24 protein-coding genes, 1 tRNA gene and 1 pseudogene are annotated in these 25,705 nt (G+C 73.9%); 12 read left to right on the top strand and 14 right to left on the bottom strand.

What is annotated here, in order from left to right; translation table 11 throughout:
* The 8 genes and pseudogenes from DT057_RS13165 to DT057_RS13130 form a co-directional block, all read left to right on the top strand.
* Positions 1–1,179: FUSC family protein (locus DT057_RS13165; RefSeq protein WP_203236263.1), on the top strand; the 1,179-nt coding region annotated here is incomplete at its 5' end.
* Positions 1,180–1,183: 4 nt separating this feature from the next.
* The gene (locus DT057_RS13160) at positions 1,184–1,378 is read left to right on the top strand and encodes a DUF1656 domain-containing protein (RefSeq protein ID WP_128562562.1); all 195 of its coding nucleotides are present in this window, start codon (positions 1,184–1,186) and stop codon (positions 1,376–1,378) included.
* A 16-nt stretch (positions 1,379–1,394) separates the two neighbouring features.
* Positions 1,395–2,558 (top strand): efflux RND transporter periplasmic adaptor subunit, encoded by a 1,164-nt coding sequence (locus tag DT057_RS13155; RefSeq protein ID WP_128562561.1) that lies wholly within the window; start codon positions 1,395–1,397, stop codon positions 2,556–2,558.
* A gap of 68 nt (positions 2,559–2,626) precedes the next feature.
* Positions 2,627–2,713 (top strand) — tRNA-Leu (locus tag DT057_RS13150).
* A 39-nt stretch (positions 2,714–2,752) separates the two neighbouring features.
* Positions 2,753–3,274 (top strand): annotated as a pseudogene (gene ogt, locus DT057_RS13145) (methylated-DNA--[protein]-cysteine S-methyltransferase); the annotation flags it as partial.
* Between the two features lie 217 nt (positions 3,275–3,491).
* The gene (locus DT057_RS13140) at positions 3,492–3,797 is read left to right on the top strand and encodes a hypothetical protein (RefSeq protein WP_128562559.1); all 306 of its coding nucleotides are present in this window, start codon (positions 3,492–3,494) and stop codon (positions 3,795–3,797) included.
* Between the two features lie 69 nt (positions 3,798–3,866).
* Positions 3,867–4,103 (top strand): hypothetical protein, encoded by a 237-nt coding sequence (locus DT057_RS13135; RefSeq protein ID WP_128562558.1) that lies wholly within the window; start codon positions 3,867–3,869, stop codon positions 4,101–4,103.
* Between the two features lie 117 nt (positions 4,104–4,220).
* Positions 4,221–5,264 (top strand): YihY/virulence factor BrkB family protein, encoded by a 1,044-nt coding sequence (locus DT057_RS13130; RefSeq protein ID WP_128562557.1) that lies wholly within the window; start codon positions 4,221–4,223, stop codon positions 5,262–5,264.
* 40 nt (positions 5,265–5,304) lie between these two features.
* On the opposite strand, the gene DT057_RS13125 is transcribed toward DT057_RS13130, so the two are convergent.
* Positions 5,305–5,514, bottom strand: a complete 210-nt coding sequence (locus tag DT057_RS13125; protein ID WP_128562556.1) for a hypothetical protein — start codon at positions 5,512–5,514, stop codon at positions 5,305–5,307.
* Between the two features lie 828 nt (positions 5,515–6,342).
* Complete coding sequence (locus DT057_RS13120) at positions 6,343–6,579, bottom strand: DUF6894 family protein (protein ID WP_128562555.1); 237 nt, start codon at positions 6,577–6,579, stop codon at positions 6,343–6,345.
* Between the two features lie 255 nt (positions 6,580–6,834).
* On the opposite strand from DT057_RS13120, the gene DT057_RS35480 reads away from it, so the two are divergent.
* Entirely contained in the window at positions 6,835–6,987 is a 153-nt protein-coding gene (locus DT057_RS35480; RefSeq protein ID WP_162501393.1) for a hypothetical protein, read from the top strand.
* Between the two features lie 63 nt (positions 6,988–7,050).
* On the opposite strand, the gene DT057_RS13115 is transcribed toward DT057_RS35480, so the two are convergent.
* Positions 7,051–8,739, bottom strand: a complete 1,689-nt coding sequence (locus DT057_RS13115; RefSeq protein ID WP_128562554.1) for a methyl-accepting chemotaxis protein — start codon at positions 8,737–8,739, stop codon at positions 7,051–7,053.
* Positions 8,740–9,071: 332 nt separating this feature from the next.
* Between DT057_RS13115 and DT057_RS36135 the strand changes: the two genes are divergently transcribed.
* Positions 9,072–9,248, top strand: coding sequence for a hypothetical protein (locus tag DT057_RS36135; protein ID WP_203236262.1), 177 nt, complete (start codon positions 9,072–9,074; stop codon positions 9,246–9,248).
* A 36-nt stretch (positions 9,249–9,284) separates the two neighbouring features.
* Here DT057_RS36135 and DT057_RS13110 read toward each other — a convergent pair whose 3' ends face one another.
* The 11 genes from DT057_RS13110 to DT057_RS13060 all read right to left on the bottom strand — a co-directional run bounded on the left by DT057_RS13110 (position 9,285) and on the right by DT057_RS13060 (position 23,238).
* Positions 9,285–10,391 carry an aldo/keto reductase gene (locus DT057_RS13110; protein WP_128562553.1) on the bottom strand — a complete coding sequence of 369 codons (1,107 nt, stop codon included), beginning with the start codon at positions 10,389–10,391 and terminating at the stop codon, positions 9,285–9,287.
* A gap of 66 nt (positions 10,392–10,457) precedes the next feature.
* The gene (gene larB / locus DT057_RS13105) at positions 10,458–11,138 is read right to left on the bottom strand and encodes a nickel pincer cofactor biosynthesis protein LarB (RefSeq protein WP_128562552.1); all 681 of its coding nucleotides are present in this window, start codon (positions 11,136–11,138) and stop codon (positions 10,458–10,460) included.
* On the bottom strand, positions 11,135–11,947 hold the full coding sequence (gene larE, locus DT057_RS13100; protein WP_128562551.1) for an ATP-dependent sacrificial sulfur transferase LarE: 813 nt from the start codon (positions 11,945–11,947) through the stop codon (positions 11,135–11,137). The genes larB and larE overlap by 4 nt, the downstream gene beginning before the upstream one ends.
* The gene (larC, locus tag DT057_RS13095) at positions 11,944–13,236 is read right to left on the bottom strand and encodes a nickel pincer cofactor biosynthesis protein LarC (RefSeq protein WP_128562550.1); all 1,293 of its coding nucleotides are present in this window, start codon (positions 13,234–13,236) and stop codon (positions 11,944–11,946) included. The genes larE and larC overlap by 4 nt, the downstream gene beginning before the upstream one ends.
* 452 nt (positions 13,237–13,688) lie before the next feature.
* Positions 13,689–15,230, bottom strand: coding sequence for an amidohydrolase family protein (locus tag DT057_RS13090; protein WP_128562549.1), 1,542 nt, complete (start codon positions 15,228–15,230; stop codon positions 13,689–13,691).
* A gap of 50 nt (positions 15,231–15,280) precedes the next feature.
* Positions 15,281–16,099, bottom strand: coding sequence for an ABC transporter ATP-binding protein (locus tag DT057_RS13085; RefSeq protein WP_128562548.1), 819 nt, complete (start codon positions 16,097–16,099; stop codon positions 15,281–15,283).
* Positions 16,089–17,030, bottom strand: coding sequence for an ABC transporter permease (locus DT057_RS13080; RefSeq protein ID WP_128562547.1), 942 nt, complete (start codon positions 17,028–17,030; stop codon positions 16,089–16,091). The genes DT057_RS13085 and DT057_RS13080 overlap by 11 nt, the downstream gene beginning before the upstream one ends.
* Positions 17,031–17,034: 4 nt before the next feature.
* Positions 17,035–18,087: an ABC transporter substrate-binding protein gene (locus DT057_RS13075; protein WP_128562546.1), complete on the bottom strand. Its 1,053-nt coding sequence runs from the start codon at positions 18,085–18,087 to the stop codon at positions 17,035–17,037.
* Positions 18,088–18,434: 347 nt separating this feature from the next.
* Positions 18,435–20,072, bottom strand: a complete 1,638-nt coding sequence (locus DT057_RS13070) for a hydantoinase B/oxoprolinase family protein (RefSeq protein WP_128562545.1) — start codon at positions 20,070–20,072, stop codon at positions 18,435–18,437.
* A 14-nt stretch (positions 20,073–20,086) separates the two neighbouring features.
* Positions 20,087–22,159, bottom strand: coding sequence for a hydantoinase/oxoprolinase family protein (locus tag DT057_RS13065; protein WP_128562544.1), 2,073 nt, complete (start codon positions 22,157–22,159; stop codon positions 20,087–20,089).
* A gap of 104 nt (positions 22,160–22,263) precedes the next feature.
* Positions 22,264–23,238, bottom strand: a complete 975-nt coding sequence (locus DT057_RS13060) for a Bug family tripartite tricarboxylate transporter substrate binding protein (RefSeq protein WP_128562543.1) — start codon at positions 23,236–23,238, stop codon at positions 22,264–22,266.
* A gap of 189 nt (positions 23,239–23,427) precedes the next feature.
* Between DT057_RS13060 and DT057_RS13055 the strand changes: the two genes are divergently transcribed.
* Positions 23,428–24,096 (top strand): tripartite tricarboxylate transporter TctB family protein, encoded by a 669-nt coding sequence (locus DT057_RS13055; RefSeq protein WP_128562542.1) that lies wholly within the window; start codon positions 23,428–23,430, stop codon positions 24,094–24,096.
* Positions 24,096–25,640 (top strand): tripartite tricarboxylate transporter permease, encoded by a 1,545-nt coding sequence (locus tag DT057_RS13050; protein WP_128562541.1) that lies wholly within the window; start codon positions 24,096–24,098, stop codon positions 25,638–25,640. Before DT057_RS13055 ends, DT057_RS13050 begins: the two co-directional genes overlap by 1 nt.
* The last annotated feature ends 65 nt before the right edge of the window (positions 25,641–25,705 follow it).

Here is a 25,705-nt window from a genome sequence, read left to right as displayed (position 1 = left end):
GCGGACGCCGTGCGGGCCCGGGCGCGCGCGGGCCTCGCGGGCGACCGGGCCGCCCTGCCGGCGCTGGAGGCGGGCCTCGACGCCGCGGTCCGGGACGGCACGCCGGACGCGGTCCTGCTGCACCGGCGCGCCGTCGACCTCCTGCGCCAGGACGCCCTCGCCCGCGACGGGTGCGCGGCCCTGGAGACCGGGCGGGCCCCCGCCCGGGACGTCGGGCTGCCGGTCCACCGCGACTTCCCGGACGCCCTGCGCAACGCGGCCCGGGTGGTGATCACCTTCGCGATCAGCGCCGCGCTCTTCATCCTCAGCGGCTGGCCGGCGACGTCGTCGGCGCTGCTGCAGGTCTCGGCCTTCGCGGCGCTCGCGGCGATCAACCCCAATCCCGTCGGGTTCGCGACCGGCGCCCTCATCGGCATGCCGCTCGCCGCGGCGGCGGCCGGCATCGTCGAGTTCGTCGTCCTCGACGGCGCCCAGGGCTTCCCGCTCCTCGCCATCGCGGTGGCGCCCGTGGTCTTCCTCGCCTGCTTCCTCAGCCTGCGGCCGGCCACCGCGGGCATCGGGTTCATCCTGCTGGTGTTCTTCCCGGTCGTGCTCGCGCCCGCCAACCCGCAGCCCTACGATCCGGAATCCTACATCAACGCGAGCGTGCTGTTCTGCGTCTCCGGGGTGATCCTCTACCTGACGATCCGCCTCGTGCTGCCGACCACCGACGCGCAGCACCGGGACTGGTCGCTGCGCGCCGCCCGGGCCGACCTGATCGGGGCGCTGACGGGCACGGCGCAGGAGGCCGACGCGCGGGTCGTCCTCGACAGCGACCGCCTGGTGCAGTTCGCCGGCTGGCGCAGCGCCTGCGGCGCCGCCCACCGGGCGAGCCTGCGCCACGCCTTCGCGCTCGCCGCCCTCGACGTCGCCGCGGCCGGCGCCCAGGCCGGGCTCGACCGGCTCGCCGCCGAGCCCGGCCTCGGGGGGCCGGTCTCGGAGGCCCGCGGCGCCCTCGCGCGGGCCGACGCGGAAGCCCTGGCGGGCGCCGCCACCCGCCTGCTCGCCGCCGGCCGGGATGCTTCCGCGCCCGCGCGCGGGACGGTATCGTCGGTTGTGGCGGACCTCATCGCGGCGTCCTATGTGATCGCCGGGCAGGGCCGGGCGCTGCGCCGTCTCGACATCTGGGGTGCTGGGTAGGGCCATGTTCCACGAGCTGACGGTCGGCGGCGTCCTGGTCTCCCCCTTCGTCGTCTACGCGGCCGTCGCCCTCGCGATCCTGCTGCTGCTGCGCCCCCTCCTGCGCCTGATCCGCTTCCAGCGGGTCTTCGCCAACCCGCCGCTGGCCGAGGCGGGGCTCTACGTCTGCATCCTCGCCCTGCTGATCGTGATCCTCTGAGGGGAGACCAAGGGCCGTGGCCGACAAGCGGACGACACGGGGACGCCGCCTCCTGCGGCTCCTGGCGACGGCCCTGGTGCTGGTGCTCGCCGCCCTCGCGGCCCTGGTGGTCTGGGAATACTACGTCACCGCCCCCTGGACCCGGGATGGCCGCGTGCGCGTCCAGGTCGCCAGCATCGCCCCCCAGGTCTCGGGCCAGATCACGGAGCTGCGCGTCGTCGACAACCAGTTCGTGCGCCGGGGCGACGTGCTCTTCGTGATCGACCCCTACGACTTCCGGATCGCCCTCGACTCGGCCAGGGCCGAGGTGGAGAACCGGGCCGCCGACCTCCAGGTCAAGCGCGCCCAGGCGGCGCGGCGCGAGGCGCTCACCACCATCTCGACCTCGATTGAGGAGAAGCAGCAATTCGCCGGCACCGCCAAGCAGGCCGAGGCCGCCTACGCCTCCGCCCAGGCGCAGGCCGCCCAGGCCGAGATCAACCTGCGGCGCACGGAGGTGCGCAGCCCGGTGAACGGCTACGTCACCAACCTGCTCCTGCGGGTCGGCGACTACGCCACCGCGGGCACCCGCAGCGTCTCGGTCATCGACGCCGATTCCTACTGGATCGACGGCTACTTCGAGGAGACCAAGATGGCCCGCATCCGGGTCGGCGACGACGCCGCCGCGGCGCTCATGGGCTACGCCGAGCCGATCCGCGGCCGCGTCGAGAGCATCACCCGCGGCATCAGCACCGCGAACGCGGCCCCGAGCACGCAGGGGCTGCCGAGCGTCGATCCGGTCTACACCTGGGTGCGCCTCGCCCAGCGAGTGCCGGTGCGCATCCGCATCGAGGCGGTGCCCAGGGACATGCCCCTCGTCGCCGGCATGACGGCGACCGTCTCGGTCGGCGACTACGCCCGGCAGGGCGACCGCCTGCGGGACGCGTTCAGCGCCCTCGTGGCCCGGATCGGCCCCCGGACGACCCGGGACCCGGCCGTCTCGGGCCCGGAGGTGACGACGACGACCCGCGGCGCCTCGACCGTCTCGCGGCTGCCGGTGCCGGAGCCGAAGGCCGGCCTCTCCGCGGACGAGGTCGCGCCCGGGATCGCGCCCGGCATCAACCAGGCGCCCGAGGAGGCCCCGGGTGCGCCCGACCGGCACCGGACGGGCGCCGGGCGGGCGCGGGACGCCCGGGATTGACAGGCCCCGGTCCCCGCGGCAGAGGGGAGGGGCAGGCGACCGCCCGGCCGAGCCGGGCCGACGGGCCCGCGGGCGTGGCGGAATCGGTAGACGCGCCGGACTCAAAATCCGGTTCTGGTGACAGAGTGTCGGTTCGACCCCGACCGCCCGCACCATCGCGCCCGCGCGCGGCACGACCTCCGGGGAGCCTCCCGATGCACGCCGCGAGCGAGCCGTTCCTGATCGACTCAATCGCGACCCCCATCGGCACGATGCGGGTGGTCGTTGACGGCGCGGCGCGCCTGCGCGCCCTCGACTGGTCCGACTACGAGGCGCGCATGCATCGGCTGCTGCGCCTGCATTACGGGCCGGAGGGGCGGGGCTACCGGCTCGAGGCGGGGCAAATGCCCGGCGCCGTGCGGGAGCCGCTCCTCGCCTACTTCGCCGGGTCGCTCGCGGCCCTCGACGCCATTGCGGTCGCGACCGCCGGGACGCCGTTCCAGCGCGCGGTCTGGGCGGCCCTGCGCGCGATCCCGCCCGGCGCCACCCTGAGCTACGGCGCCCTCGCGGCGCGCCTCGGCCGGCCGCGGGCGGTGCGGGCGGTCGGGCTCGCCAACGGGTCGAACCCCGTCGGCCTCGTGGTGCCTTGCCACCGGGTCGTCGGCGCGGACGCTTCCCTCACCGGCTACGGGGGCGGGCTCCACCGCAAGCGCTGGCTCCTCGCCCATGAGGGCGTCCTCGCCCATGAGGGCGTCCCCACCCATCAGGGCGTCCCCACCCATGAGGGCGTCCTCGCCGACCGTGGCGCCGATCCGGCGCCCGCCCGGGCGGCTCCCGAGCGGGCGGGCCCGCGGCGCGCCTGAGGCGGCGCGGCCCGCCGGCGCCACGGCCAGGTTTGCTTTACGGGCCGGCCCGGCGCAAGGTGCCGCCGCCCCAGGCCGGATGAGAGCGCCAATGAGCAACGTCATCCGGCTGGATTTCCGGGCCCCGCGGGGCGACGGAGTTCGGCTCGTCTTCGACATCCTGTACGAGTACGGCGCCGCGGCCGGCTACCGCGTGCTGCTGATCCGCGACGACACCGAGCCCCACGGCGCGACCTACAAGGTCGTGGTGGGCGACGTCCGCGACGTCGAGGTGGATGTGGTCGCGATTGAGCCCTACACCGTGGACGGCCGGTTCGACGCCAACCTGATCGGGGCCGCCATCGTCCGCACGCTGGAAGTGATCGGGAGGAGGCCCGCCGAGCCGGACGCCGCGTGAGGCGAGGCGCGGAGGCCGCACGGGACCGGCGGTCCGCCGCGACGGCCGGCATAACGAGGGAGGTGCGCCATGGACGTGGTCCTGACACCCGCGGGCACGAAGGGTAAGACCTGGACCTTGACGGACCGGCTCGGCCGGCAGATCGGGGTGATCAAGTCGGCCGACAACCTGTTCCGGATCGTTCCCGAGGCCCGGTCCGGGCTGGAGGGCGTCGGCCTCGGCCACGAATCGCTCGACAAGGCCATGTCGGCGATCGCGACCCACATGAAGGGGAGCTGCGAGCTCACGAGCGGGGACTGGGGCTGAGCGGCGGCCCCGGGGCCGGGGCGGCCGCTCGCGGCGATTGCCGGAGGGCGGGCCGCCACGCTATGTCCGGCAGGGGCCGAGGCCGGCAGGCCTGCCCGGCCCGCAGGGAGCCTCGCGATGGCGGAGGACGAGGAGGGTGCGGACTGGCGCTCCGTCAGCACGCGCAGCCACGACCATGCCTCCCTGGGCCAGTCCCTGCGCCGGGCCCGCGAGCCCGACCGCGGCCGGCAGGCCTCGCGGCCGACCCAGATCCCCCCGCGCGGCTGGAGGGACATCCTCTGGCGCGTGGCCCTGGCGCTGCCCCGGGACCGCGTCCTCGCGACGGCCGGCGGCGTCGCCTTCTTCACCCTGCTCGCCGTGTTCCCCGGCATGGCGACGATCGTGTCGCTCTACGGGCTCCTGTCCGACCCGCGGGTCATCAGCCAGCACGTCGGCCTCCTGGCCGGCATCCTGCCGGCGGGCGTCCTCGTGCTCCTCACCGACGAGATGACCCGGATCGCCCAGAAGAGCTCCGGCACGCTCAGCTCCGCCTCGGCCATCAGCCTCGCGATCGCGGTCTGGAGCGCGAATTCGGGCGTGAGCTACCTCTTCGACTCGCTCAACGTCATCTACAAGGAGCGGGAGAAGCGCACGCTGTTCCAGTTCTACTGCACGACCCTGCTGTTCACGATCAGCGGGATCATCTTCGTCCTGGGCGCCATCGGCATCGTCGTCGTGCTGCCGGTCGTCCTCGGCGGCCTGGGGCTCGGCACGGCCGCCGACGCGTTCCTGCGGGTGGCGCGCTGGCCGGCGCTCCTCGCCGTCGTCGGCGCGAGCCTCTCCCTCGTGTACCGCTACGGCCCGAGCCGCCGGGAGGCGAAGTGGCGCTGGGTGACCTGGGGCGGGTCCGTCGCGGCCCTGCTCTGGGTCATCACCTCGGTGCTGTTCTCCTGGTACGTGGCGAGCTTCGACAGCTACAACCGGACCTACGGGTCCCTCGGGGCCGGCGTCGGCTTCATGACCTGGATGTGGCTGTCGATCGTGATCGTGCTTCTCGGGGCCGAGTTCAATTCCGAGCTGGAGCGGCAGACCGCGCGGGACAGCACCGCCGGGCACGCAAAGCCGCTCGGCGCGCGGGACGCCTACGCGGCCGACACCGTGGGGCCGTCGCAGGAGGATTGAGGCGCGCCGGATCCGGGCCCGCCCCTCCGGCGGGGTCCGGTCAGCCCCGATGCTCGCGGATGTCGCCCGCCACGCGCCCGGTGTCGGAACCGGCCGGCCAGGACAGCGTCGGGAGTACGGCCTCCACCGTGTCGGCCGGGTAGCGCGCCCGGAGAAACGAGAGCGCCTCGGATTTCGAGGCGGCGCGAACGGTCACCGGCGGCCGGTACCCGACCTGCGTGCGGATGCTGCTGATGAAGAGCTCCGTCATCTCGACCTCCAGCCGTGGCGCGGTAGGGGGACGCGACCGCCCGTCAGCAGGCAAGCCGCATCGGGGTAAGCCCCGCCGCACGGGATCGGTTCCGGCCGGGATGTGCGCTTCCGCACACCGGGGCGCCCGCGGCGCGTGCCCGTGCGGTGGCAGGCCGGGTGACGGTGGAGGTGTTCAGACTGCGCCGGCCCGGCCTGCCTGTCGCACCGGATCGCGGGGGCGATGTCGGAGTGACATGCGGCTTTAGCACATCCCGTGCCGCAGTGCCGAGTCAGATCAGGCGCCGCGGCAGCCCCGGCCAGCGTGCCGGCTCAGCTTCCCGCCGGCGCGACCGGGACCGGGCTCGACCCGCGGGGACACGGCGCAACACTCCGCGGGGCGCATTGTCCTGTTGCGGACACTTCGGCGCCGCCGGTCCCGCGCCGTCCGCACCGGCCCGGCTCCGGCTCTCAGACAGCCGGAGCGGCACCCGGCTCTCAGGCGGCCGGAGCGGCGCCGGCGGGCCGGTCCGCCTCTTCCTTGACGTAGACCGTCGTGAAGCCCCGCTCCGCCGCGAAGGCCCGCGCCTTCTCGATCTGCCGCTCCAGGGCGTCGGGGGCTGCGTCCGGACCGACGACGAAGGCCTGGGCGCGCCGGATCAGCTCGACGGGGCTGCCGACCTAGGCCGAGGAACCGGCGGCCCGGCGATACACGAGGACGATGCCGTCCACGTCGGCCGGGATACCCTCGCCGGCCTTGAGGTGTCGGATCTCGACCATGGGCGCCTCCGGTGTGCCGCCGCACGAGACCACATCGCGGGTCGCCTGTCGCGCCCGATCGGGCCCGGCCTCAGTGCAGGGTAGGCAGCGCGCAGGTGAACGGCACGCGCAGGATCTCCTCGTCCTGGTCGTCGCCGACGCAGACGAACCAGTCCGAGAAGTCGGCGACCCCGTAGGCGTCCCGCATCACCTTGCGGGCCACGTCGAGGGCGTGGTCCCGCGCCTCCGCGAGATCCGAGATCTCCGCGCCGCGGTAGTCGAGGAGGATCCCGCCGGCAGAGCCACAGTGGAAATAGAGACGTGTCATGGGTGAGCGCCTTCGCACGATGACGGCGGCGTCATGCAATCCGATCACCGAGTTCTCATGTTCCATTGAGGGACATAAGTGGGTTTTTCATGTCTGCGCCTCCCGATCTGAACCAGAGCTGACGGGATTGCGGCGGCACGGCGGCAGCGCGGGCGTCTGTCCGCGGCGCGGGGGGCGGCGTGCGGCCGCGTGCGCGACGTCACAGGCACGCGGGCCGCAGCACGGCATGGATCGATCCGGACTTCGGATCGGATCATGTCGCCCCGCCTTCTCAGCCTCCTCGCCCTGCTGTGCGTCGCCGATGCCATCACGGTCAACGGACGGGCGCCGCGCGCCATCCAGATCGCCTATCCGGAGGCCGGCGAGCCGACCCGCCTGAACCGGCCGCACCGCCCGCCCCGCGCCTGACCGGCCGCGTCTCCCCGGGCGAGCCCGGGCGGGTGCCCGGCGGGTCAGCCCGGCGGCGACCGCTCAGGCCGCCCGGATCGTGGCGAGGAAGCGCGCCACCTCGGCGCTCAGGTGCTCGGACTGGCGCGAGAGCTCGGAGGAGGCCGCCAGCACCTGGCTCGCCGCGGCCCCGGATTCCTCGGCCGCGCCCGCCACGCTCGCGATGTTGCTCGTCACCTCGCCGGTGCCGGCCGCCGCCTGGGCGACGTTGCGGACGATCTCCTGGGTCGCCGCCCCCTGCTGCTCGACCGCGGCCGCGATCGTCGTGGCGACGCCGCTGATCTCCCGGATGCGCCCGGTGATGCCGCCGATGGCCGAGACCGCGTGCCCGGTGGAGGCCTGGATCCGGCCGATCTGGTCGCTGATCTCCTCGGTCGCCCGCGCGGTCTGGTTGGCGAGCTCCTTGACCTCGGCGGCCACCACCGCGAAGCCGCGCCCGGCCTCGCCGGCGCGCGCCGCCTCGATGGTGGCGTTGAGGGCGAGCAGGTTCGTCTGCCCGGCGATGGTGGTGATCATCCCCACCACGTCGCCGATCTTGGTGACCGCCCCGCTCAGTTCCTGCACGAAGGTCGCGGTCCGCGCCGCCTCGCCGACGGCCGCCTGCGCCAGGGAGGCCGAGCCGCTCACCTGCCGGCCGATCTCCTGCACGGACGCGCCCAGTTCCTCCGCGGCGGCCGCCACGGTGTTGACGTTCGCGGCCGCCTCCTCGGCGGCGGCCGCGACGGCGGTCGACTGGTCCGCCGTCTGCGTCGCCGTGCCGGCCATGCCCTGCGCGGTCGCCTGCAACTCGGTCGCCGCCGCCGTGACCAGGTCCACGATCCCGCCGACAGCCCGCTCGAAGCCGTCGGCGAGCTCGCGCATCGCCCGCTTGCGCTGCGCCTCGGCGCCGGCCCGGGCGAGGGCCGTCTCCTCCTCGAGCGCCCGCATCCGGATCAGGGCGTCCTTGAACACCTGCACGGCGGCGGCGATCTGACCGATCTCCGTGCGGCCGCCGTGCTGGGGGATGCTCGCCGCGAGATCGCCCCCCGCCAGCGCCTGCATCGGCCGCACCACCGACGCGATCCCGCGCGACACGCCGCGGATGATCGCCGCGGCGAGGAGGCCCGAGAGGACGAGGGCGGCGAGGATCGCCGCGATCGCCGCCGTCCGGGTGCTCTCGTAGACGGCCCGGCTGCTCGCCTGCGCCCGGTCGGCGCCCTCGTTGTTGTGCAGGATCAGGCGGTCGAGGGCCTCGGAGGCGGCCCGGCGCGGCACGATGCCCCTGGTCTCGTAGAGCGCGAAGGCCTGCGCCTTCTGGCCGTCGCGCGACAGGTCGAGGATCGGCCGGCGCTGGGCCTCGAAGTTCCGCATCTCCCGGACGTAGGCGTCGTAGAGGGCGCGCTCCTCGGCCGAGCCGATCATCGCCTCGTAGGCGGCGCGCTTCTCGTCCAGCTTCCCGGCGAAGCGCACCATGTCCCGCTCGATGCTCGCGACGAGCGCCGGATCGGCGGCCTGGGTGTGCCGCAGCAGCAGGGCGCTCGTGCGTGCGGTCAGCGTGTCGATCTCGCCGAGCACCCGGATGCTGGGGAGCCAGTTGGTCTCGATGGCGAGGGCCTGCTCGCGCATCCGCTGGGTGCTCAGCAGGCCGAGCAGGCCCAGGCCGACGACGAACAGGGTCAGCACGGAGAACGCCGCGACCAGCTTGGCGCGGATGGAGAAGCTCTGGAGTGACACGGCAACCTCTTGAGAGCAGCCGTCCACCTCGGAACAACGCCGGCCGCAACCCGCTCAATTTGCAGACGGAGCGTTAAGCAAGCTTTACCCGACCAGCAGAGCAAAGTTGATCTGCCGCAGCGTAAGTCCAACTGTAAGTTCAAGGCGCCACCGAAGCCCGACCGCCGCGAGGCCGAGCGCCCGCACGATCCTGCGCGACGGGGTTCCGGCGGCCTCGATGTCCGCGCCCTCCGACGCCCGTGCCGGCCTGCGGACCGGCGCATCGGGATTGCCCCGATACCGACCGGCCCGATCCTTGTAGGCTGCGCCCGCCCGTCGAAGGAGCCGAGCCCATGGTCAATCGGATGATCGCCTGCGCCGCCGTGATCGCCGTGACGGCGACGATCGCCGTCTGGCTGATCGCGATGCCCAACGACCCCGCCCGGGCCCTCCGGGACGGGGCGGGCTCGGCGATCCTGGCGACCGCCGTGGTGGCGCTGGTGATCCGGCGGGACCACTGGCTGACCTGAAGGCGCGCGGGGAGGACGTCCCTGGCGCCCGTCCCCCTACTCCATCGTCGGCGCGAGCGTCTTGACGCCCGGGACGTCCTCCCCGAGCCAGGCGGCGTTCTTGGCCGTGCCGTCGAAGGTCGCGCTCGTCTTGAACAGCTCGTACTTGCCCTCGAGGGCGTAGGGCCGGCTGCGGGCGAGGAGTTCGGCGAGCGCCGGCTTGTCCATGGGCGCGAAGGTCCGCACCGCCTCGAAGGCCTGGTCGAGGTCGCGCTGGTTCTGGATCCCGGTGATCACCACGGAGGTCGGCAGGGCGAGGGAGAAGTGCAGGTACTCGAGGGGCCGGATCGGCGCGTCGCTCTTCAGGATCACCCCGTCGCCGAACGTCTTCATCCCGAGGACCGCGATCCCGCTCTGCACGAGGATCGGCAGCACGAGGTGCCCGAAGCTGCGGAAATGCGCGTCCATGACGTTGAGCGGCATCTGCACGGCGTCGAAGTGGAAGCCGCGCTCGGCCGCGACCTCCAGCATCTGCAGGTGGATGCGCGGGTCCTTGTGGCCCGTGAAGCCGATGTAGCGCAGCTTGCCGGCCCGCTTGGCCTCGAGGAATCCCTCCATGGCGCCGCCCTCCGCGAAGACGCGGTCGGGGTCGTCGTAGCGGAGGATCTCGTGGTGCTGCACGAGGTCGATGCGGTCGGTGCGCAGGCGCCTGAGCGACTCGTCGATCTGCTTCAGCGCCTCCTGTTTCGTGCGCCCGTCCATCTTGGACATCAGGAAGACCTTGTCGCGGTAGCCGCCCTGCGCCAGGGCGGCGCCCATGCGCTGCTCCGAGCGGCCCTCGTTGTAGTCCCAGCAATTGTCCATGAAGGTGATGCCGCGGTCGACGCCCTGGTGGAGGAGCCGGGTCGCCTCGGCGTCCGTCACGGCGCTCTTGCCGAGGTGGAAGCCGCCCATGCCGATGGCCGAGATCGTCTCGCCGGAGCGCCCGAAGGGCCGGTAGAGCATCTCGCCCCGGCGCTCGCCCGGATCCGCCACGAGGGGCAGGTCGGCGGGGTCCGCCGGGCGGGAGGCGGGCAGGCCCGGCGCGGTCACGGCCGCCGCGCTGCCGGACGCGGTGAGCCCTGCGCCGAGGGCGGCCCCTTGGAGGAAGCTGCGACGTTCCATGGCGGATCTCCACGCTGGCGGGGGGTTGGGGCGCGGTGCCCGGGACGGAGGGGCTGGCGCGCCATCTCAGGGGGCCTCGGCGAGGCGCTGCGCGGCGTGCAGCAGGCGCAGCGCCGCGCAGGCCGCGCCGTAGCCGTTGTCGATGTTGACGACCGTGATGCCCGGGGCGCAGCTCGCCAGGACGGCGTCGAGCGCGGCCCGCCCGCCCTCGGCGACGCCGTAGCCCACGGAGGTCGGCACCGCGACGATCGCCCCAGCCACGAGGCCGCCGACGACGCTCGGCAGGGCCGCGTCCATCCCGGCCGCGACGATCACCACCGGGTGGGCCCGGATCTCCTCGATGCGCCGCGTCAGGCGCCACAGCCCGGCCACGCCGACGTCGGCGAACAGCGTCGCGGCGCGGCCCTGGTAGGTGAGGGTGCGCTCCGCCTCCCGCGCCACCGGCACGTCCGAGGTGCCGGCGGCGACGATCGCCACCCGGGGCGGTCCGGTCACGGGGCGCCGGTTCCCGAAGATGCCGGTGCGGGAGACGGCGCAATGGTCGATGCGGTCGCGGTGGCGCGGGTCGAGGGCCGCGAAGCGGTCGGCGTCGAGGCGCGTGAGCAGCAGGCTCGCGCCCCGGGCCTTCGCGGCCTCCAGGATGGCGTCGATCTGCGCCGGCGACTTGCCGGCGGCGTAGACCGCCTCCTCGAGCCCGATCCGCTCGGGCCGGCCGAAATCGAGGGTGAACTCCTCGGCGACGCTCACGCGGCGCTCCCAGTGAGGAAGGCGCTGCCGGTGCGGTAGGGTGCGAACCGCACCGGCGCGGCGGCGAGGCGGGGCGGGGCCTGCGCGGCGATGCGGCGGCCGAGGTCGTCCCGCCGGTCGGGAGGCAGGGATGCGAGGCTCTCGGGGTCGAGCTCGACGACGATCCCGGCGGCCCGCACCCGGCAGCGCACGGCCTGCCGGGCCGTCGCGGCCCGCTCGAGGGCGGCCCCGACCAGGCCCTCGACGGCGTGGATGAACGCCAGGACCTCGGGCTCGATCCGGATGCCGGTCTCGACCCGGCTCGACAGGCAGGGCGCGGCCGGCAGCTCCGCCACGGCCGGAAGGCCGAGGGCGCGGGCGAGCGCGCGCACGTCCGCCTTGCCGAGGCCGGCCTCGACGTAGGGGTGGCGCACGCCGTGGTCGCGGGCGGCGTCGAGGCCGGGCCGGTACTCGCCGAGGTCGTCGAGGTTGGCGCCCGACACGATCTGGCGCTCCGTGACCCGCCGGATCGCCCCGTAGAGGTTCGTCTTGCAGAAGAAGCAGCGGTTGACGGGGTTCGCCCGGTAGGCCGGGTCGGCGAACTCGCCGGCCTCGATGACGCGCAGGCGCCAGCCCTCCCGGGCCGCCTCGGCCCGCACCCGCGCGGTCGCCTCGCCGGGCACCGCCGGGGAGACCGCGTGCACGACGAGGGGCGGCGCGCCGCCGCGCCGGTGGGCGAGCGTCGCCAGGGTGAGGCTGTCGACCCCGCCGCTCACCGCGACGGCGAGCGGGCCGGCGCCCGCCAGGACGGCCTCGAGGGCGGTTCTCACCGATCCGGCTCCGCGGTGGCGCCGCGCCCGGCCGCGAGGGCGAGGCGCTCGGCCTCGCGGCGCAGGGCCGCGCGGGCCGCGTGCCCCTCCTGCGCCAGGGCGTCGTCGGCCTCGGCCTTCGCGGTGCGCCCGCCGGGCCGCTCGACGGTCTTCACGCGCACCGGCCGCCCGTCCACCTCGACGGTGGCGAGGCTGCGGGCGAGGGCCGCGCCCGAGACGACGTGGTGGCGCAGGCCGATCGTGGTGGTCTCGCGGAAGCACGCGGCCGCCGCCGCCTCGAGGGCATCGGCCCGCGCGAGGGCGCGCACGTAGGTCATCATCCGGCCCTTCTTGCCGAAGACCGGCATCTGGACGACGTCGAGGATGTCGGGGTGCCCGCGCAGGCGCTCGAGGCCCATCGCCAGGTCCTCGGCCGACTGGTCGTCGACCTCGAACTCGATGACGCCGAGGGCGCGGTGGCCCGGCGCCTCGGCCGGGGCCGGGCCGAAGGCGAGCACCCGCAGGCAGTTGCTCAGCCCCGGCAGCGTCCGGGCGCCGAAGCCGATGCCGGTGCGCCCGAGGACCCGGGGTCCCGGATCCCGGGGCGTCGTGCAGAGGTGGCGCAGGATCGCCGCGCCGGTCGGGGTCACGCGCTCGCCCGGGATGCCGTCGTCCAGGGTCGCGAAGCCCTCGAGCAGGATCGCGGTCGCCGGCGCCGGGACCGGCAGGAACCCGTGCTGGGTGCGCACGCGGCCCGACCCGAGCGGCAGGGCCGACACGCTCCAGCTCCGCGCCTCCAGGGCGGCGACGAGCTGGCTGACCGCGACGATGTCGGCGATCGAGTCCCAGGCCCCGACCTCGTGGAAGGCCACCGCCTCGACGGCGATGCCGTGGACCCGGGCCTCGGCCCGCGCGAGGTGCTCGAAGATCGCGAGGGCGTGGGCGCGCACGGCCGGCGCGAGCGCGCTGCGCGCGAGCCCGTCCCGGATCTCGGCCCAGGGCCGATGCCCGTGCTCGTGCTCTTGCCCGTGCTCGTGCCCTTGCCCGTGGTCCGCCTGGCCGTCGCCGGACGACGCGTGGCGGTGGGTCCCGTGGGAGGCGCCGTGGTCGTCGCGGGGTCCCGCGACCGAGAAGCGGCGGCCCTGGAGGATGCCGTCGTTGTGGGCCGGGACCGTGCAGCTGACGCCCTCGCGGCTCGCCGCCCGCACGCTCGCGCGCACGGCGTCCTCGTGCTCGGGGAAGGCGTCGAGGAGCGCCGCGACGACCATGTCCCCGGCCACGCCCCCGACCGCGTCGAGATGAATATGCATCGGGCTCCGTCGCTCGCCTCGGGCATCGACCCGCGGGTCAACGCCGGATCGGCTGCGCGGGTCCGGCGGCGGGCGCCCGCCGCCCGGACAGACTGCCGCACGCGTCCGCGGCGTCCGAGGGAGCCCCGCCCCGGCACCGCCCCGGCGGGGTCCGCCCCAGGGGACCGGGCGTCCGCGCGACGGGGCAAGGCCGGGGAAGCGGCGCCGGCCGCCTCCTGCAAATGGACGACGTGCTGCGCGCAAGCATGCGGTAACACCGTCGCCTCCGGGGACCCGCCGACCACTGCCCGGTCGCACCAGGGCGGGTTCTTCCGGTGATCAGCGGCCCTCCCGTTCGGACGCTGAGGCCCTGGGCGACCGCGGTGGCCTGCGGTCCGCCCAGGGCTCTCGCCCGGCGGGCGCCGGCGCGTCGGTGCCGGCCCCGGGCGCGCGACGGGGCCGCCCGCCGCGCCTCAGGTCCGTGAGCTCGGCCGGTAGAACGGCTCGTGGCGGGAGGGGTCGATGTAGTCGGCGTAGAAGCGGCGCGCGTGGGGCAGGAGCGCCTTCGAGAGCGCCCGGCGCTCGACCTCGTCGTCGGCGAGGGCCTTCGAGAGGTCGTCGTGCAGGGCCTTCAGCGCCGCGTCGCGGTCGACCCGGGTGAAGCGGCCGTCGCGATAGATCACCTCGCCGGCGCACATGACCGTGGTAACGCCGCCGGTCTTGGCGCGCTGGATCACGGCGTCGAGGAGGGGCGTCTCGTCGTCGAGGTAGGGGTAGGCGATCTGGTTCCAGTCGAGGAGCACGAGGTCGGCGGCCTTGCCGACCTCGAGCGTCCCGAGGCGGTCGCCGAACGCGGTGGTGCGCGCGCCGCCGACGGTGGCCATCCGGAGCACCTGCGCCATGCCCGGCACCTCGTCGTCGCCCATGCCGGGCACCCGGTGGGCGCGCAGGACGAGGCGCATCTCCTGGAGCATGTCGCGGTCGTCGTTGATGCCGGCCTCGTCGAGGCCGATCGCCGTGTTGATGCCCCGGGCCTCGAACCGGTTGAGCGCGGCGACGCCGGAGCGCAGCCGGAAGTTCGACGAGCAATTGTGGCAGATGCAGCTGCCGGTCTCGGCGAGCCGGTCGATGTCGGCCTCGTTCAGCCAGACCCCGTGCCCGAGCGTCAGGCGCGGCCCGAGCATCCCGAAGCGGTCGAGGTACTCCACCGCCGTGCCGCCGCCGCGCCGCTCGGCGTACGCTTTCTGGTAGGCGGTCTCGACGAGGTGCATGTGCATCGGCACGTCGTGGGATTCCGACAGGCCCGCCAGGCGCTCCAGGGCCGCGTCGGAGCACCAGTGCAGGTTCGCGGGGGCGAGCTGGATGCGCACCCGCTCCTGGCCGGCCTGGGCCGAGTGGAGGTTGCGGAACAGCGCGAGGTTGTCGTCGAGGGACATTTTGAAGCGCTCGAACCAGCGCTTCATCGGGTCCTGCAGCGGGGCCGGCAGGCTCGCCACGAAGTCCGCGTCGGCCTGGTAAACGAGGCGGTTCTGGTCGCGCACCGCGAAGCAGTACGACACCCGCATGCCGACGTCGCGATAGGCGCGGATGACCTCGGCGGAGCGCGCCTCGACGTCCGCGAGCGTGCCGGGCAGCCAGCCGTGGATGTGCTGCACGGTGGTGATGCCCGAGCCGATCATCTCGAACGCCGAGTAGAGCGTGTCGAGGTAGAGGTCGAGGTTGCGGGCGACCATCCGGGTGACGAACCACAGCTCGAGCGGCATGTCGGGCGAGCCGAGCTGCACCGGCGTCAGGCCGACATGGTGGTGGCCGTTGACGAAGCCCGGAAGCAGGATCTCGTTGCCGGTGCCGACGACCGGGGCGTCCCGGTAGCGACGGCTCAGGTCGTCGTAGGACCCGACGGCCGCGATGCGGCCGTCCTCCTGCAGCACGGCGCCGTCGGCGATCTCCTCCCAGGCGTCGTGGCCGAGGGTGCGGGTGATCATCCGCCGGCTGCGGATCAGAGACGTGCCCATGCGCCGTCCTCCTGTGGGGGTCGATCGGTGTCGGTGGCCGCCTGCGCTCGTCAGGCGAGCGCCTCCTGCTCGGCGAAGGCGCGGTCGACCTCGTCGCGCAGGAGTTCGGTGAGCTCGCGCCGGAGCCGCTCGCTGCCGGGCGAGAACGGGTCGCGGGGCCGCGGCAGGTCGTTGCGGACGACGGTCTTGATCCGTCCCGGCCGCGCCGTGAACACCACGATGCGGTCGGCGAGCGCCACCGCCTCGTCGATGTGGTGGGTCACGAACAGCACCGAGGCGCCGCTGTCGCGCCAGACGTCGAGCAGGAAATCCTGCATCTTCTGGCGCGTCTGCACGTCGAGGGCCGCGAACGGCTCGTCCATCAGCAGCACCTTGGGGCGCATCGCCAGCGCCCGGGCGACCGCCACCCGCTGGCGCATGCCGCCCGAGAGCTCGTCGGGCCGCTTGTCGAAGGCCTCCGCGAGCCCGACCCGCTGGAGCGCGGCCCGGGCGATGCTGCGGCGCTCGCCGTCCGGCACGCCTTTCAGGGACAGGCCGAAGCTGACGTTCTGCCACACCGCCAGCCAGGGAAACAGCGAGGTCTCCTGGAAGATCAGGCTGCGCTCCGGCGAGGGCGCGGCGATCCGGTCGTGGAACGACCAGATCTCGCCGCCGGTCGCCGGCTCCAGGCCGGCGATGAGGTAGAGGAGCGTGCTCTTCCCGCAGCCGGAGGGGCCGAGGAAGACCACGAACTCGCCGGGGGCCACGTCGAGGTCGATGTCACGCAGGGCCTCGTGCGCCCGGGCCGTGCCGGCGGCCCAGACCTTCGACACGCGCCGGCACACCACCGCGTCCCGGGACGAGTGCGGCTCGCGCCGCTCAGAGGCCACGCAGCACCCCCGCGGTCTGGGGCACCCAGTACAGGAGGCGCCGCTGCACCATTCGGAACACGAGGTCGAACCCGAAGCCGAGGAGGCCGATCAGCGTGATGGTGAAGAAGACCAGCGACGGGTTGAAGGTGTTGCGGGCCAGCATGATGACCTGGCCAAGCCCGTACCCGACGCCGGTCGCCTCCGCCACCAGCACCACCATCCAGGCCCCGAACAGGTTGAGGCGCAGCACCACGAGCAGGCCCGGCAGGATCGCCGGGATGATCACCCGGGCGTAGATCTGGCGCTTCGTCGCCCCCATGGTGCGGGCGACGTTCAGGAAGTTGCGGTTGACGCCGTCGATCTGGTTGATGGTGGAGAGCACCATGGTGAAGAACAGCGCGATGAAGACCATGAAGATCGCGGGCGCGTTGCCGATCCCGAACAGGAAGATCGCCACCGGCAGCCAGGCGATCGGGGAGACCGGCGCCAGCAGGGTGATGGTGGGCAGGGTCAGCTTCTCGATGATCGCGACGTAGCGGATCGCCACCCCGACGCCGATCGACAGGATGGCGGCGAGGAGCAGCCCGGCCAGCACCCGGCCGGTGGAGGACAGGACGGTGATCAGCACCGCCATGGCGGGACTCGGCCCGCTGTTCATGCCGACGCCGATCTGCCAGCGCTGCGCGGTGTTGAAGAACCGCGCCTGGTCGGCGAGGCTGCCGAGGAAGACGTGGGGCGGCGGGAGCAGCTTCGGATCGGCGATCCCGAAGGCCCACAGGAGCTCCCACAGGCCCGCGAAGCAGCCGACGGAGACGAGGGTCCAGCCGATCCGGCTCGCGGCCTGCCGCCAGGCCGGCGACGGGGTGAACCGGCGGGCGGGCGCGGCGGCGAGGGGCGGCTCGCCCCGCTCGGCCGCCGCGAGGGGAGGGCGCGCGACGTCGATGGCCATGGGCTCAGGCCGACTTCAGCTTGAGCTTGCCGTAGAGGTCCGGATTCTCCGCGATGACCTGCTCGAGGAGCGTCCAGTCGATGGCGTCGCGCCCGGGCTTCTTCTTGATGTAGCCCATCTCGGCGACCGAGTCGGTGCGGTCGAGGATGAACTGCGTCTGGTTGCGGGCGTCCACGACCGAGGGCTGGCGGCCCATCGCCAGCTGGGCGTTCTCCATCGAGGTCTTGTAGTAGGAGCCGACGAGCGTGTTCAGGGCCTCCTGGGGCCGGGTCTCGGCCATGAGCTGCGCCTTCATCATGCCCTTGATCAGGGCCTTCACGGCCGCCGGGCTCTTCGCGATCAGGTCGGTGCGCGTCGCCAGCACGCAGTCGGTGTAGCCCTTGCCGTAGATGTCGGTGCCGTCCGAGAGCTTGACCGCCCCCTTGACGTCGTTGAGGAGCGCCGTGCCGTAGGGCTCGATCGTCGAGATGATGTCGAGGGCACCGGCCTTGAACGCCTCGACCGCCTCGGGCGTCGAGCCCATGTAGCGCACAGTGATGTCCTTGAAGCTGACGTTGTTCTTCTTCAGCCAGTCGTAGGGCAGCACCTCGAGCGTATCGAGCTGGAAGGTGCCGAGCGTCTTGCCCTTGAGCTTCTCGGGACTGTCGAGGCCGGGCCGGGCCACGATCACGCAGCCCTCGATGCCGCCCCCGGCCACGATCTTCACGGGCGCGCCGGCGTCGTAGAGCGCCATGAAGCTCGTGTAGGGCATCACGCCCGCATCGACCTGCCCCATGCCCAGGAACGTGACCTGGTCAGAGAAGGTCGGCGTGTTGACGAAGTCGATGGTCAGCCCGTCGTCCTTGGCGAGTTGCATCGCCTCGGCGAGGAAGAAGTTCAGGTTGCAGAAGCCGGTCCCGTGGGTCGCCTTGATGCTGGTGCCCGCCAGGGCGCGGCCGATGCCGCCCGGCGCGACCGCGAGGGTGAGCGAGGCCGCCGCCGAGGCGACGAAGCGCCGCCGGCTCGGCCGCAGCCGCGAGAGATCGGGGACGGTGTAGCTGCCGTGACGGTCGCACATGTCCGCTCTCCTTGGGTTTGGGTCGCCAGGGTGTCCGGTCCGATGGAGATTGCGCCCGCGTGGGGTTCCGGCGCGCCGCGGTTGCGGCCGCCGCGGCGCGCCGCAGCGCGGGGCGGGGGCGTGCGCACGGGGCGGGGGCTCGGGGCGGCGCGGGGACGCGAACCTCCCGGTCCGCGCCGGAGCTGTCGTGAAGGGCCGGTCATCCCGCACCTCAACAGACCAACGGCACGCCAACCTGGAGCTGTCGCCGGAGCGATGCTGCGCTTCGGAACATCGTCATACAAGGAGCGTGCCAGACGGCGGACCGCCCGGGCTCGCGCCGGTCGTCGCGCGGCGTCCGGCCCGGGCTAGCGCGCGCCCGGGGCGCCGGGAGGCGTCACGAGCCCGTCCGCGACCTCCCGGGCGAGCGCGTCGGCGGCGCGCTCGCCCGGGTCGCCGAGGCCGCCGCCGCCGGGCGTGAGGAGGACGAGCCGGTCGCCGGCCGGGACGGTCTGGAGCCCCTTGCCCTGCAGCGTCGCCCCCGAGGCCAGCCGGATCGCGCCGGCCGCGCCGTCCCGGCCGCCGTCGCGGCCCCGCGGGGGATGGTGGATGCGGTCGAAGGCGGCCAGGATCTCGAACGGCTCGCCGGTGGCGCTGGCGATCTCGATCACCTGCCCGTGGCCGCCGCGCTGGCGGCCGGCCCCGCCCGAATCCGGCCGCAGCTCCTTGCGCCAGAACAGCGTCGGCGTCAGCGCCTCGGCGATCTCGACCGGGGTGCCCTTCACGCCCGACGGGTAGGCGGTGGCCGAGAGGCCGTCCTTGCGGGGCCGCGCCCCCGTGCCGCCGTTCGACGTCACCGCCATGCTGAAGCCGTGGTTGCCGTTGGCGTCCTGCGCGCGGCCCCGCAGGTTGATGTTCCAGAGGCAGGAGGTGCCCTCCGCCGGCACCCGGTCGGGAATCGCCTGCCGCAGGCAGCCGAACACCATGTCGGGCAGCATCTGCCCGATGATGTGGCGGGACGAGACCGGGGCGGGCTTCCGGGCGTTGAGGATCGAGCCTTCGGGCGCCGAGACGGTGAGGCGCGCGAGCGAGCCCGCGTTGTTCGGGATGCGGGGCGCGACGGCGCAGCCGAGGCCGAACACCGTGTAGGCCGTCGTGTAGGCGAGGGGCACGTTGATGCCGCGCCCGGAGGCGGGCCCGGTGCCCGAGAAGTCGACGTGGATGCCCTCGCCCGACACGGTCGTGGTCGCCCTCAGGGTCACGGGCGCGTCGTAGCCGTCGACCGTCATGGCGTAGGACCAGGCGCCCGGCGGCAGCGCGGCGACCTGCTCCAGCACGGCGGCCTCCGAGCGGTCGCAGACGTGGTCGGCGAGGGCGTCGAGGTCCGCGAGGCCGAACTCCTCCATCATCTCGACGAGCCGGCGGCAGCCGACGTCGTTGCAGGCGGCGAGCGAGTAGGTGTCGCCCACGGTGTCGATCGGCAGGCGGGTGTTCGCCTCGATCATCGCCATGAGCGTCGCGTTGAGGCGGCCCTCCTCGGCGAGCTTGAGGTGGGGGATGTAGAGGCCCTCCATGAACACGTCCGTCGCGTCCGGCCCGACGCCGAGGCCGCCGATGTCCATGAGGTGGCTCGTGCACGAGAACAGGCCGACGAGCCGGCCCCGGTGGAAGCACGGGGTCGTCAGCACGAAGTCGTTGAGGTGGCCCGTCCCCATCCAGGGATCGTTCGTGATGTAGATGTCGCCGGCCCTCATCGTCTCGAGGGGAAACCGCGCGATGAAGTGCTTGACCGCCTCGGCCATCGAGTTGACGTGGCCGGGCGTCCCGGTGACGGCCTGGGCCAGCATGCGGCCGCGCCGGTCGAAGAGGCCGGCCGAGAGGTCGCCCGCCTCGCGCACGATCGGGCTGAAGGCGGTGCGGAGCAGGACCTGCGCCTGCTCCTCCACCACGGCGATCAGGCGGTTCCACATCACCTGCCACTCGATCTCGCCTGGCTGCGCGCGCATGGTTGCCGTCCCGGTCAGCGTGTGGCCTTGCGCTGGAGCACGAGGGCTCCCCCGCAATCGAGCGAGACCCGGAAGGCCGGGCTCACGAAGGTGGAGGTGCCGGCCTCCACGACGATCGCCGGCCCCTCGACGGTGGCGCCGGGCGAGAAGTCGTCGCGGGCGTAGACCGGGATCGCGACCGGCGCGGCGTCGGCGCCCATGAGCGTCGCGCGCGCGCCCACCGGCCGGGGGCCCGCGGCCGGTGGGGCGTCGGGCAGGCGGGGCGGGGCCGGCTCGTCGGTGCCGATGGCGACCGCCCAGGTCAGGATCTCGATCACGGCGCCCGGGATGTGGCGCGAGAACAGGCGCCGGTAGGCCGCCTCGAAGGCCTCCCGCAGGCCCTCGGCGTCCCCCGGGGCGAGTTCGCGCGCCGGCAGCGTCACGGCGATCTCGTGCCCCTGCCCGAGGTAGCGCATGAAGGCCGTGCGGGCGGCGGTGAGCGGACGGTCGCCCGCGGCGCTGCGGGTCAGGGCCTCGGCCTCCTCGCCCATGGCGCCGAGGAGATCGTTGGCGGCCTCCGGGTCGAAGCCGTCGAGGCGCATGTAGCGGGAGCGCACCACCTCGTAGGCCGCGGGCGCCCGCAGGAACCCCACGGCCGAGCCGACGCCGGCGTCCGGCGGCACGATGATGCGGTCGATCCCGAGCTTCTCGGCGAGGCGCGCGGCGTGGAGCGGCGCCGCGCCCCCGAAGGCGATCAGCGTGTGCTCCCGCACCGAGAGCCCGCGCTCGACCGCGTGGACGCGGGCGGCGTTCGCCATGTTCTCGTCGACGATCTCGACGACGCCGTAGGCGGCCGTCCCGGTCGCGAGCGCGAGCGGGGCTCCCACCGCCGCATCGAGCGCCCGCGCGGCGGCGTCGGGCGAGAGCGCGATGGTGCCGCCGGCGAAGCGCGCGGGGTCGATGCGGCCGAGGACGAGGTCGGCGTCGGTGACGGCCGGCACGGTGCCGCCGCGCCCGTAGCAGGCCGGGCCCGGCTCCGAGCCGGCGCTGTCGGGCCCCACGGTGATCCGCCGCAGGGCGTCGACGCGGGCGAGCGAGCCGCCGCCGGCGCCGATCTCGATCATCTCGATCACCGGGATGCGCACCGGGAGCCCGCTGCCCTTCAGGAAGCGCGCCGCCCGGTCGACCTCGAAGCTGCGCGACTTGAGGGGCTCGAAGCGCTCGATCAGGCAGATCTTGGCCGTCGTGCCGCCCATGTCGAAGGAGAGCACGCGGGTCTCGCCGCGCTCGGCCGCGACCCGGGCCGCGAGGATCGCCCCGCCGGCGGGACCGGACTCGACGAGGCGGATCGGGAAGCGGCTCGCGGTGTCGAGGCTCGCGAGCGAGCCGCCCGACGTCATCAGGTGGATCGGCGCCGTCGCGCCCTCCGCCGCGAAGGCGTCGCGCAGGCGCCCGAGGTAGCGCGCCATCATCGGCTGCACGTAGGCGTTGGCGATCGCCGTCGAGGTGCGCTCGTACTCCCGGATCTCGGGGGCGACGTCCGAGGCGAGGGTCACCCAGAGGCCCGGGCAGGAATCCGACAGGATCTCGCGCACCCGGCGCTCGTGGCCGGCGTCGGCGTAGGCGTGCAGGAACGCCACGGCGACCGCCTCGACCGCCTCGCGGCGCAGGGCCGCGGCGACCGCCACGACGGCGGCCTCGTCGAGGGGAAGCCGGACGACGCCGTGGACGTCGATCCGCTCGGGCACCGTGAAGCGCAGGCGGCGCGGCACCAGCGGGACCGGCTTGTCGATGTCGAGGTCGTACTGGTCGTAGCGGCCCTCGTCGCCGATCTCGACGACGTCGCGGAACCCCTCGGTCGCGATCAGCGCGACCCGGGCGCCCCTGCGCTCGATCAGGGCGTTGGTGGCGAGCGTGGTGCCGTGGACGAAGAGCGCGAGGTCGCGAAAGCCCAGCGAGGCCTCGGCCAGGAGCGCCCGCGTGCCGGCGAGCACCGCCTCCTCGGGCGCCCGCGGGGTCGTCAGGAGCTTCGTCGTCCGGCGCCGTCCCCCCGCCTCGAGGACGATGTCCGTGAAGGTGCCCCCGATATCGACCGACAGCCGCGCCATTGAACCCCCGGACCCCTGCGTCACGTCCCGGCCCCGTCCCGCGGCCCCGCCGCGCCCCGGCAAGCCCCGTGCCAGCCGGCGCGCCGGGCCCGGATGCGGGCTCCTCAGTCGAGCTTCGCCCCCGAGAACTCCACGACCTTGCGCCACTTCTCCGTCTCGTCGGCGATGACCTTGCCGAACTGCGCGGGCGTGAGGCGCAGGGGCGTGCCCCCGAGGCCGGCGAGCTTCCTCACCATGGCGGGATCGTCCAGGATCGCGTTGACCTCCTGGTTGAGGCGCTCGACCAGCTCGGGCGGGGTGCGCCTCGGGGCCCCGATCCCGAACCAGGCGCTCGCCTCGTAGCCCGGCAGCGTCTCGGCCACCGTCGGCACGTCGGGCAGGGCCGGCGAGCGCTCCGCCGTGGTGACGGCGAGGGCGCGCAGGCCGCCCGAGCGGACGTGCTCGATCGAGGAGGGCAGGTTGTCGAACAGGACGTGGGCCTGCCCCGAGAGCATGTCGGTCAGCGCCGGGCCCGCGCCGCGGTAGGGCACGTGGACCATGTCGACGCCCGCCATCGCCTTGAACAGCTCCCCCGACATGTGCACCGAGGTCCCGAGGCCCGAGGAGGCCATGTTCACCGTGCCGGGATGCGCCTTGCAGTAGGCGATGAACTCCCCCACGGTCTTGACCGGGAGCGAGGGCGTGACCTCCATGATGTTCGGGGAGCGCGTGATGCCGGCCACCGGCGCGATGTCCTGCACGAAGCTGAAGCTCAGCTTCTTGTAGAGCGTGGCGTTGATGCCGTTGGCCGGGTTGACCAGCAGGATGGTGTAGCCGTCCGGCTCGGCCCGGACCACCGCCTCGGTCCCGATGTTGTTGCCCGCCCCCGGCCGGTTCTCGATGTAGACCTGCTGGCCGAGGCGCCGGCTCAGCGGCTCGGCGATGAGGCGCGCCAGCACGTCGGTCGTGCCCCCGGGGGGATAGCCCACCACCCAGCGGATCGGGCGCGCCGGGTAGCCCTGCGCGAAGGCGGCCCGGCTTCCGAGCGCCGCGAGCGCGCCCGCGCCGAGCACCGAACGTCGTGACAGGCTGGCCGGCATGAGACGATCCTCCCTCCGGCCGGCCGTCGCTGTCGCGGCCCGTTGCCGAGGCCCCATCATAGGCGGAAGATCGGCGCCATAGCGAGGCGCGGGCGGCCACGCGCCGGCTTGATCGGCCCGCGCGCCATCGTGCACAACATGCGGCCGGCGACGCGAGCGGCGCCGGTGCGAGCGCCAGGGGGGAACGCCATGCGGGCCGAGGCCGATGCCGCCCGTCGCAGGAGGCTGCGAGTCGTCGGGCCCCAGAGCCTCGCGTCCGGCGCGGCGCTGCTCGCGCTCTCCGCCCTCGCGCTGTTCCTCACGGGCGACCTGCCGCAGGGCACGCTCCGGGCCATGGGACCGGCGATGCTGCCGCGCTGGCTCGCCGTCGGGGTCGGCCTCTGCGGGCTCGCCCTCGTCGTCGCGGGCCTCGTGCGGGCCGGGCACGCCCTCGAGCCCTGGTCCCTGCGCGGACCCGCCCTGGTGGTCCTCGCGGTCCTGACCTTCGCGGTCACGATCCGGCCCTTCGGCCTCGGCCCGGTCACGATCCCGGGCCTCGGCCTGATCGGCGCCGGGCCCCTGACCGTCGTGATCGGCGGGCTCGCCGCGCCGGACGCGCGCCTGCGCGAGCTCGTCGCCCTGGGGCTCACCCTGACGGCGGGCTGCATGGTGCTGTTCGGGGACCTCCTCAACCTGCCGATCCCGCTGTTCCCGCAGGCGCTCGCGGACGCCTTCCCGTCGGGCTGGTCGAGCGACGCCCGCCTGCGGGTGACCGCCGCCCTCATGGCGGCGGCCGGTCTCGCCGCGCACCTCGCCGGGACGCGGGGGCGGCGCGCCGCGGACCGGACCGACGTCCCCGGCCCGGCCGGGAGGCCCTGATGGGCGACCTCCTGGCGAACCTCGCCCTCGGCTTCGGCACCGTGCTGCAGATCGTGCCCGTGGAGGTTCCGGTCCTCGGGATGGTGCCGCTGCCGATGAACGTCCTCCTGTGCTTCGTCGGCTGCCTCGTGGGGACGCTGATCGGGGTGCTGCCGGGCGTCGGGCCCGTCGCCACCATCGCGATGCTCCTGCCGATCACGTTCCGGTTCGATCCGACCGGCGCCCTGATCATGCTGGCGGGCATCTACTACGGCGCCCAGTACGGGGGCTCCACCACGGCGATCCTCGTCAACATCCCGGGCGAGGCGACGTCCGTGGTCACGACGCTCGACGGCCACGCGATGGCGCGCCAGGGCCGGGCCGGCGTCGCCCTCGGGATCGCCGCCATCGGGTCGTTCTTCGCCGGCTGCGTCGCCACCGTGGTGATCGCGGCGCTCGGCGCGCCGCTCACCCGCCTCGCCCTGGTCTTCGGGCCCGCCGAGTACTTCTCCCTCATGGTGATGGGGCTCGTCTTCGCGGTCGTGCTGGCGCGGGGCTCGATCCTGAAGGCGGTCGCCATGATCCTGCTCGGGATCCTGCTCTCGACGGTGGGCGCCGACCTCGAGACCGGCCGGGAGCGCATGACGTTCGGCCTGCAGTTCCTCTCCGACGGCATCGACTTCGCGGTGCTGGCGATGGGGCTGTTCGGCGTCGCCGAGATCCTGCGCAACCTCGACCATTCCGAGAGCCGGGACGTGGTGCGGCAGGCGATCGGGCGCCTGCTGCCGGGCCGGGAGGACCTGCGCCAGTCGGCCCTGCCGATCGTGCGCGGCACCGCGATCGGGGCGATCCTCGGCATCCTGCCGGGCAACGGGGCGGTGCTCGGGCCCTTCGCCTCCTACACGGTCGAGAAGCGCATCGCGCGGGATCCGGGCCGCTTCGGGCGGGGCGCCATCGAGGGCGTCGCCGGCCCGGAGAGCGCCAACAACGCCGGCGCGCAGACCTCGTTCATCCCGCTCCTCACGCTCGGCATCCCGCCCAACGCCGTGATGGCGCTGATGGTCGGCGCCATGACCATCCACGGCATCGTGCCGGGCCCGCAGGTGATGACGAAGAACGCCAGCCTGTTCTGGGGCATGATCGCGTCGATGTGGGTCGGCAACGTCATGCTGCTCGTGATCAACCTGCCCCTGGTCGGCGTCTGGGTGCGGCTGCTGAAGGTGCCCTACCGCCTGATGTTCCCGGCGATCCTGCTGTTCTGCTGCATCGGCATCTACTCCATCAACTCGCTGCCGACCGACATCATGTTCATCGGGCTGTTCGGCGTGGTCGGCTACGTCCTGATCAAGTTCAGCTTCGAGCCGGCGCCGCTGCTGCTCGGCTTCGTGCTCGGCAAGCTGATGGAGGAGAACCTGCGCCGGGCCCTCATCATCTCGCGGGGCGAGATGAGCACCTTCGTGGAGCGGCCGGTCTCGGCCGGCCTCCTGCTGGTGGCCGCTTGTCTCCTCGCCGTCGCGCTGCTGCCGACGATCCGCAAGGGGCGGGACGAGGTCTTCGTCGAGTAGGCGCGCCGCCCCGGGGACCGGGACCGGGACCGGGACGCGGCGCCAGGGCGCCCGAGGCGGCCCGC

Origin of the sequence: Methylobacterium crusticola (assembly GCF_003574465.1) — a bacterium.
Taxonomy (GTDB): domain Bacteria; phylum Pseudomonadota; class Alphaproteobacteria; order Rhizobiales; family Beijerinckiaceae; genus Methylobacterium; species Methylobacterium crusticola.
Note: the sequence above shows the minus strand (reverse complement) of the source record. Positions and strands in the feature narration are given on the sequence as shown.

Excerpts from the sequence above, each read along its gene's own strand:
- DT057_RS13120 (WP_128562555.1), bottom strand. The coding sequence starts at position 6,579 with ATGACACGTCTCTATTTCCACTGTGGCTCTGCCGGCGGGATCCTCCTC.
- DT057_RS13135 (WP_128562558.1), top strand. The coding sequence starts at position 3,867 with ATGGACGTGGTCCTGACACCCGCGGGCACGAAGGGTAAGACCTGGACC.
- DT057_RS13070 (WP_128562545.1), bottom strand. The coding sequence starts at position 20,072 with ATGCGCGCGCAGCCAGGCGAGATCGAGTGGCAGGTGATGTGGAACCGC.
- DT057_RS13140 (WP_128562559.1), top strand. The coding sequence starts at position 3,492 with ATGAGCAACGTCATCCGGCTGGATTTCCGGGCCCCGCGGGGCGACGGA.
- DT057_RS13080 (WP_128562547.1), bottom strand. The coding sequence starts at position 17,030 with ATGGCCATCGACGTCGCGCGCCCTCCCCTCGCGGCGGCCGAGCGGGGC.
- DT057_RS13075 (WP_128562546.1), bottom strand. The coding sequence starts at position 18,087 with ATGTGCGACCGTCACGGCAGCTACACCGTCCCCGATCTCTCGCGGCTG.
- DT057_RS13065 (WP_128562544.1), bottom strand. The coding sequence starts at position 22,159 with ATGGCGCGGCTGTCGGTCGATATCGGGGGCACCTTCACGGACATCGTC.
- DT057_RS13130 (WP_128562557.1), top strand. The coding sequence starts at position 4,221 with ATGGCGGAGGACGAGGAGGGTGCGGACTGGCGCTCCGTCAGCACGCGC.
- DT057_RS13055 (WP_128562542.1), top strand. The coding sequence starts at position 23,428 with ATGCGGGCCGAGGCCGATGCCGCCCGTCGCAGGAGGCTGCGAGTCGTC.
- DT057_RS35480 (WP_162501393.1), top strand. The coding sequence starts at position 6,835 with ATGTCGCCCCGCCTTCTCAGCCTCCTCGCCCTGCTGTGCGTCGCCGAT.
- DT057_RS13060 (WP_128562543.1), bottom strand. The coding sequence starts at position 23,238 with ATGCCGGCCAGCCTGTCACGACGTTCGGTGCTCGGCGCGGGCGCGCTC.
- larC (WP_128562550.1), bottom strand. The coding sequence starts at position 13,236 with ATGCATATTCATCTCGACGCGGTCGGGGGCGTGGCCGGGGACATGGTC.
- DT057_RS36135 (WP_203236262.1), top strand. The coding sequence starts at position 9,072 with ATGGTCAATCGGATGATCGCCTGCGCCGCCGTGATCGCCGTGACGGCG.
- DT057_RS13110 (WP_128562553.1), bottom strand. The coding sequence starts at position 10,391 with ATGGAACGTCGCAGCTTCCTCCAAGGGGCCGCCCTCGGCGCAGGGCTC.
- DT057_RS13125 (WP_128562556.1), bottom strand. The coding sequence starts at position 5,514 with ATGACGGAGCTCTTCATCAGCAGCATCCGCACGCAGGTCGGGTACCGG.
- DT057_RS13050 (WP_128562541.1), top strand. The coding sequence starts at position 24,096 with ATGGGCGACCTCCTGGCGAACCTCGCCCTCGGCTTCGGCACCGTGCTG.
- DT057_RS13160 (WP_128562562.1), top strand. The coding sequence starts at position 1,184 with ATGTTCCACGAGCTGACGGTCGGCGGCGTCCTGGTCTCCCCCTTCGTC.
- DT057_RS13090 (WP_128562549.1), bottom strand. The coding sequence starts at position 15,230 with ATGGGCACGTCTCTGATCCGCAGCCGGCGGATGATCACCCGCACCCTC.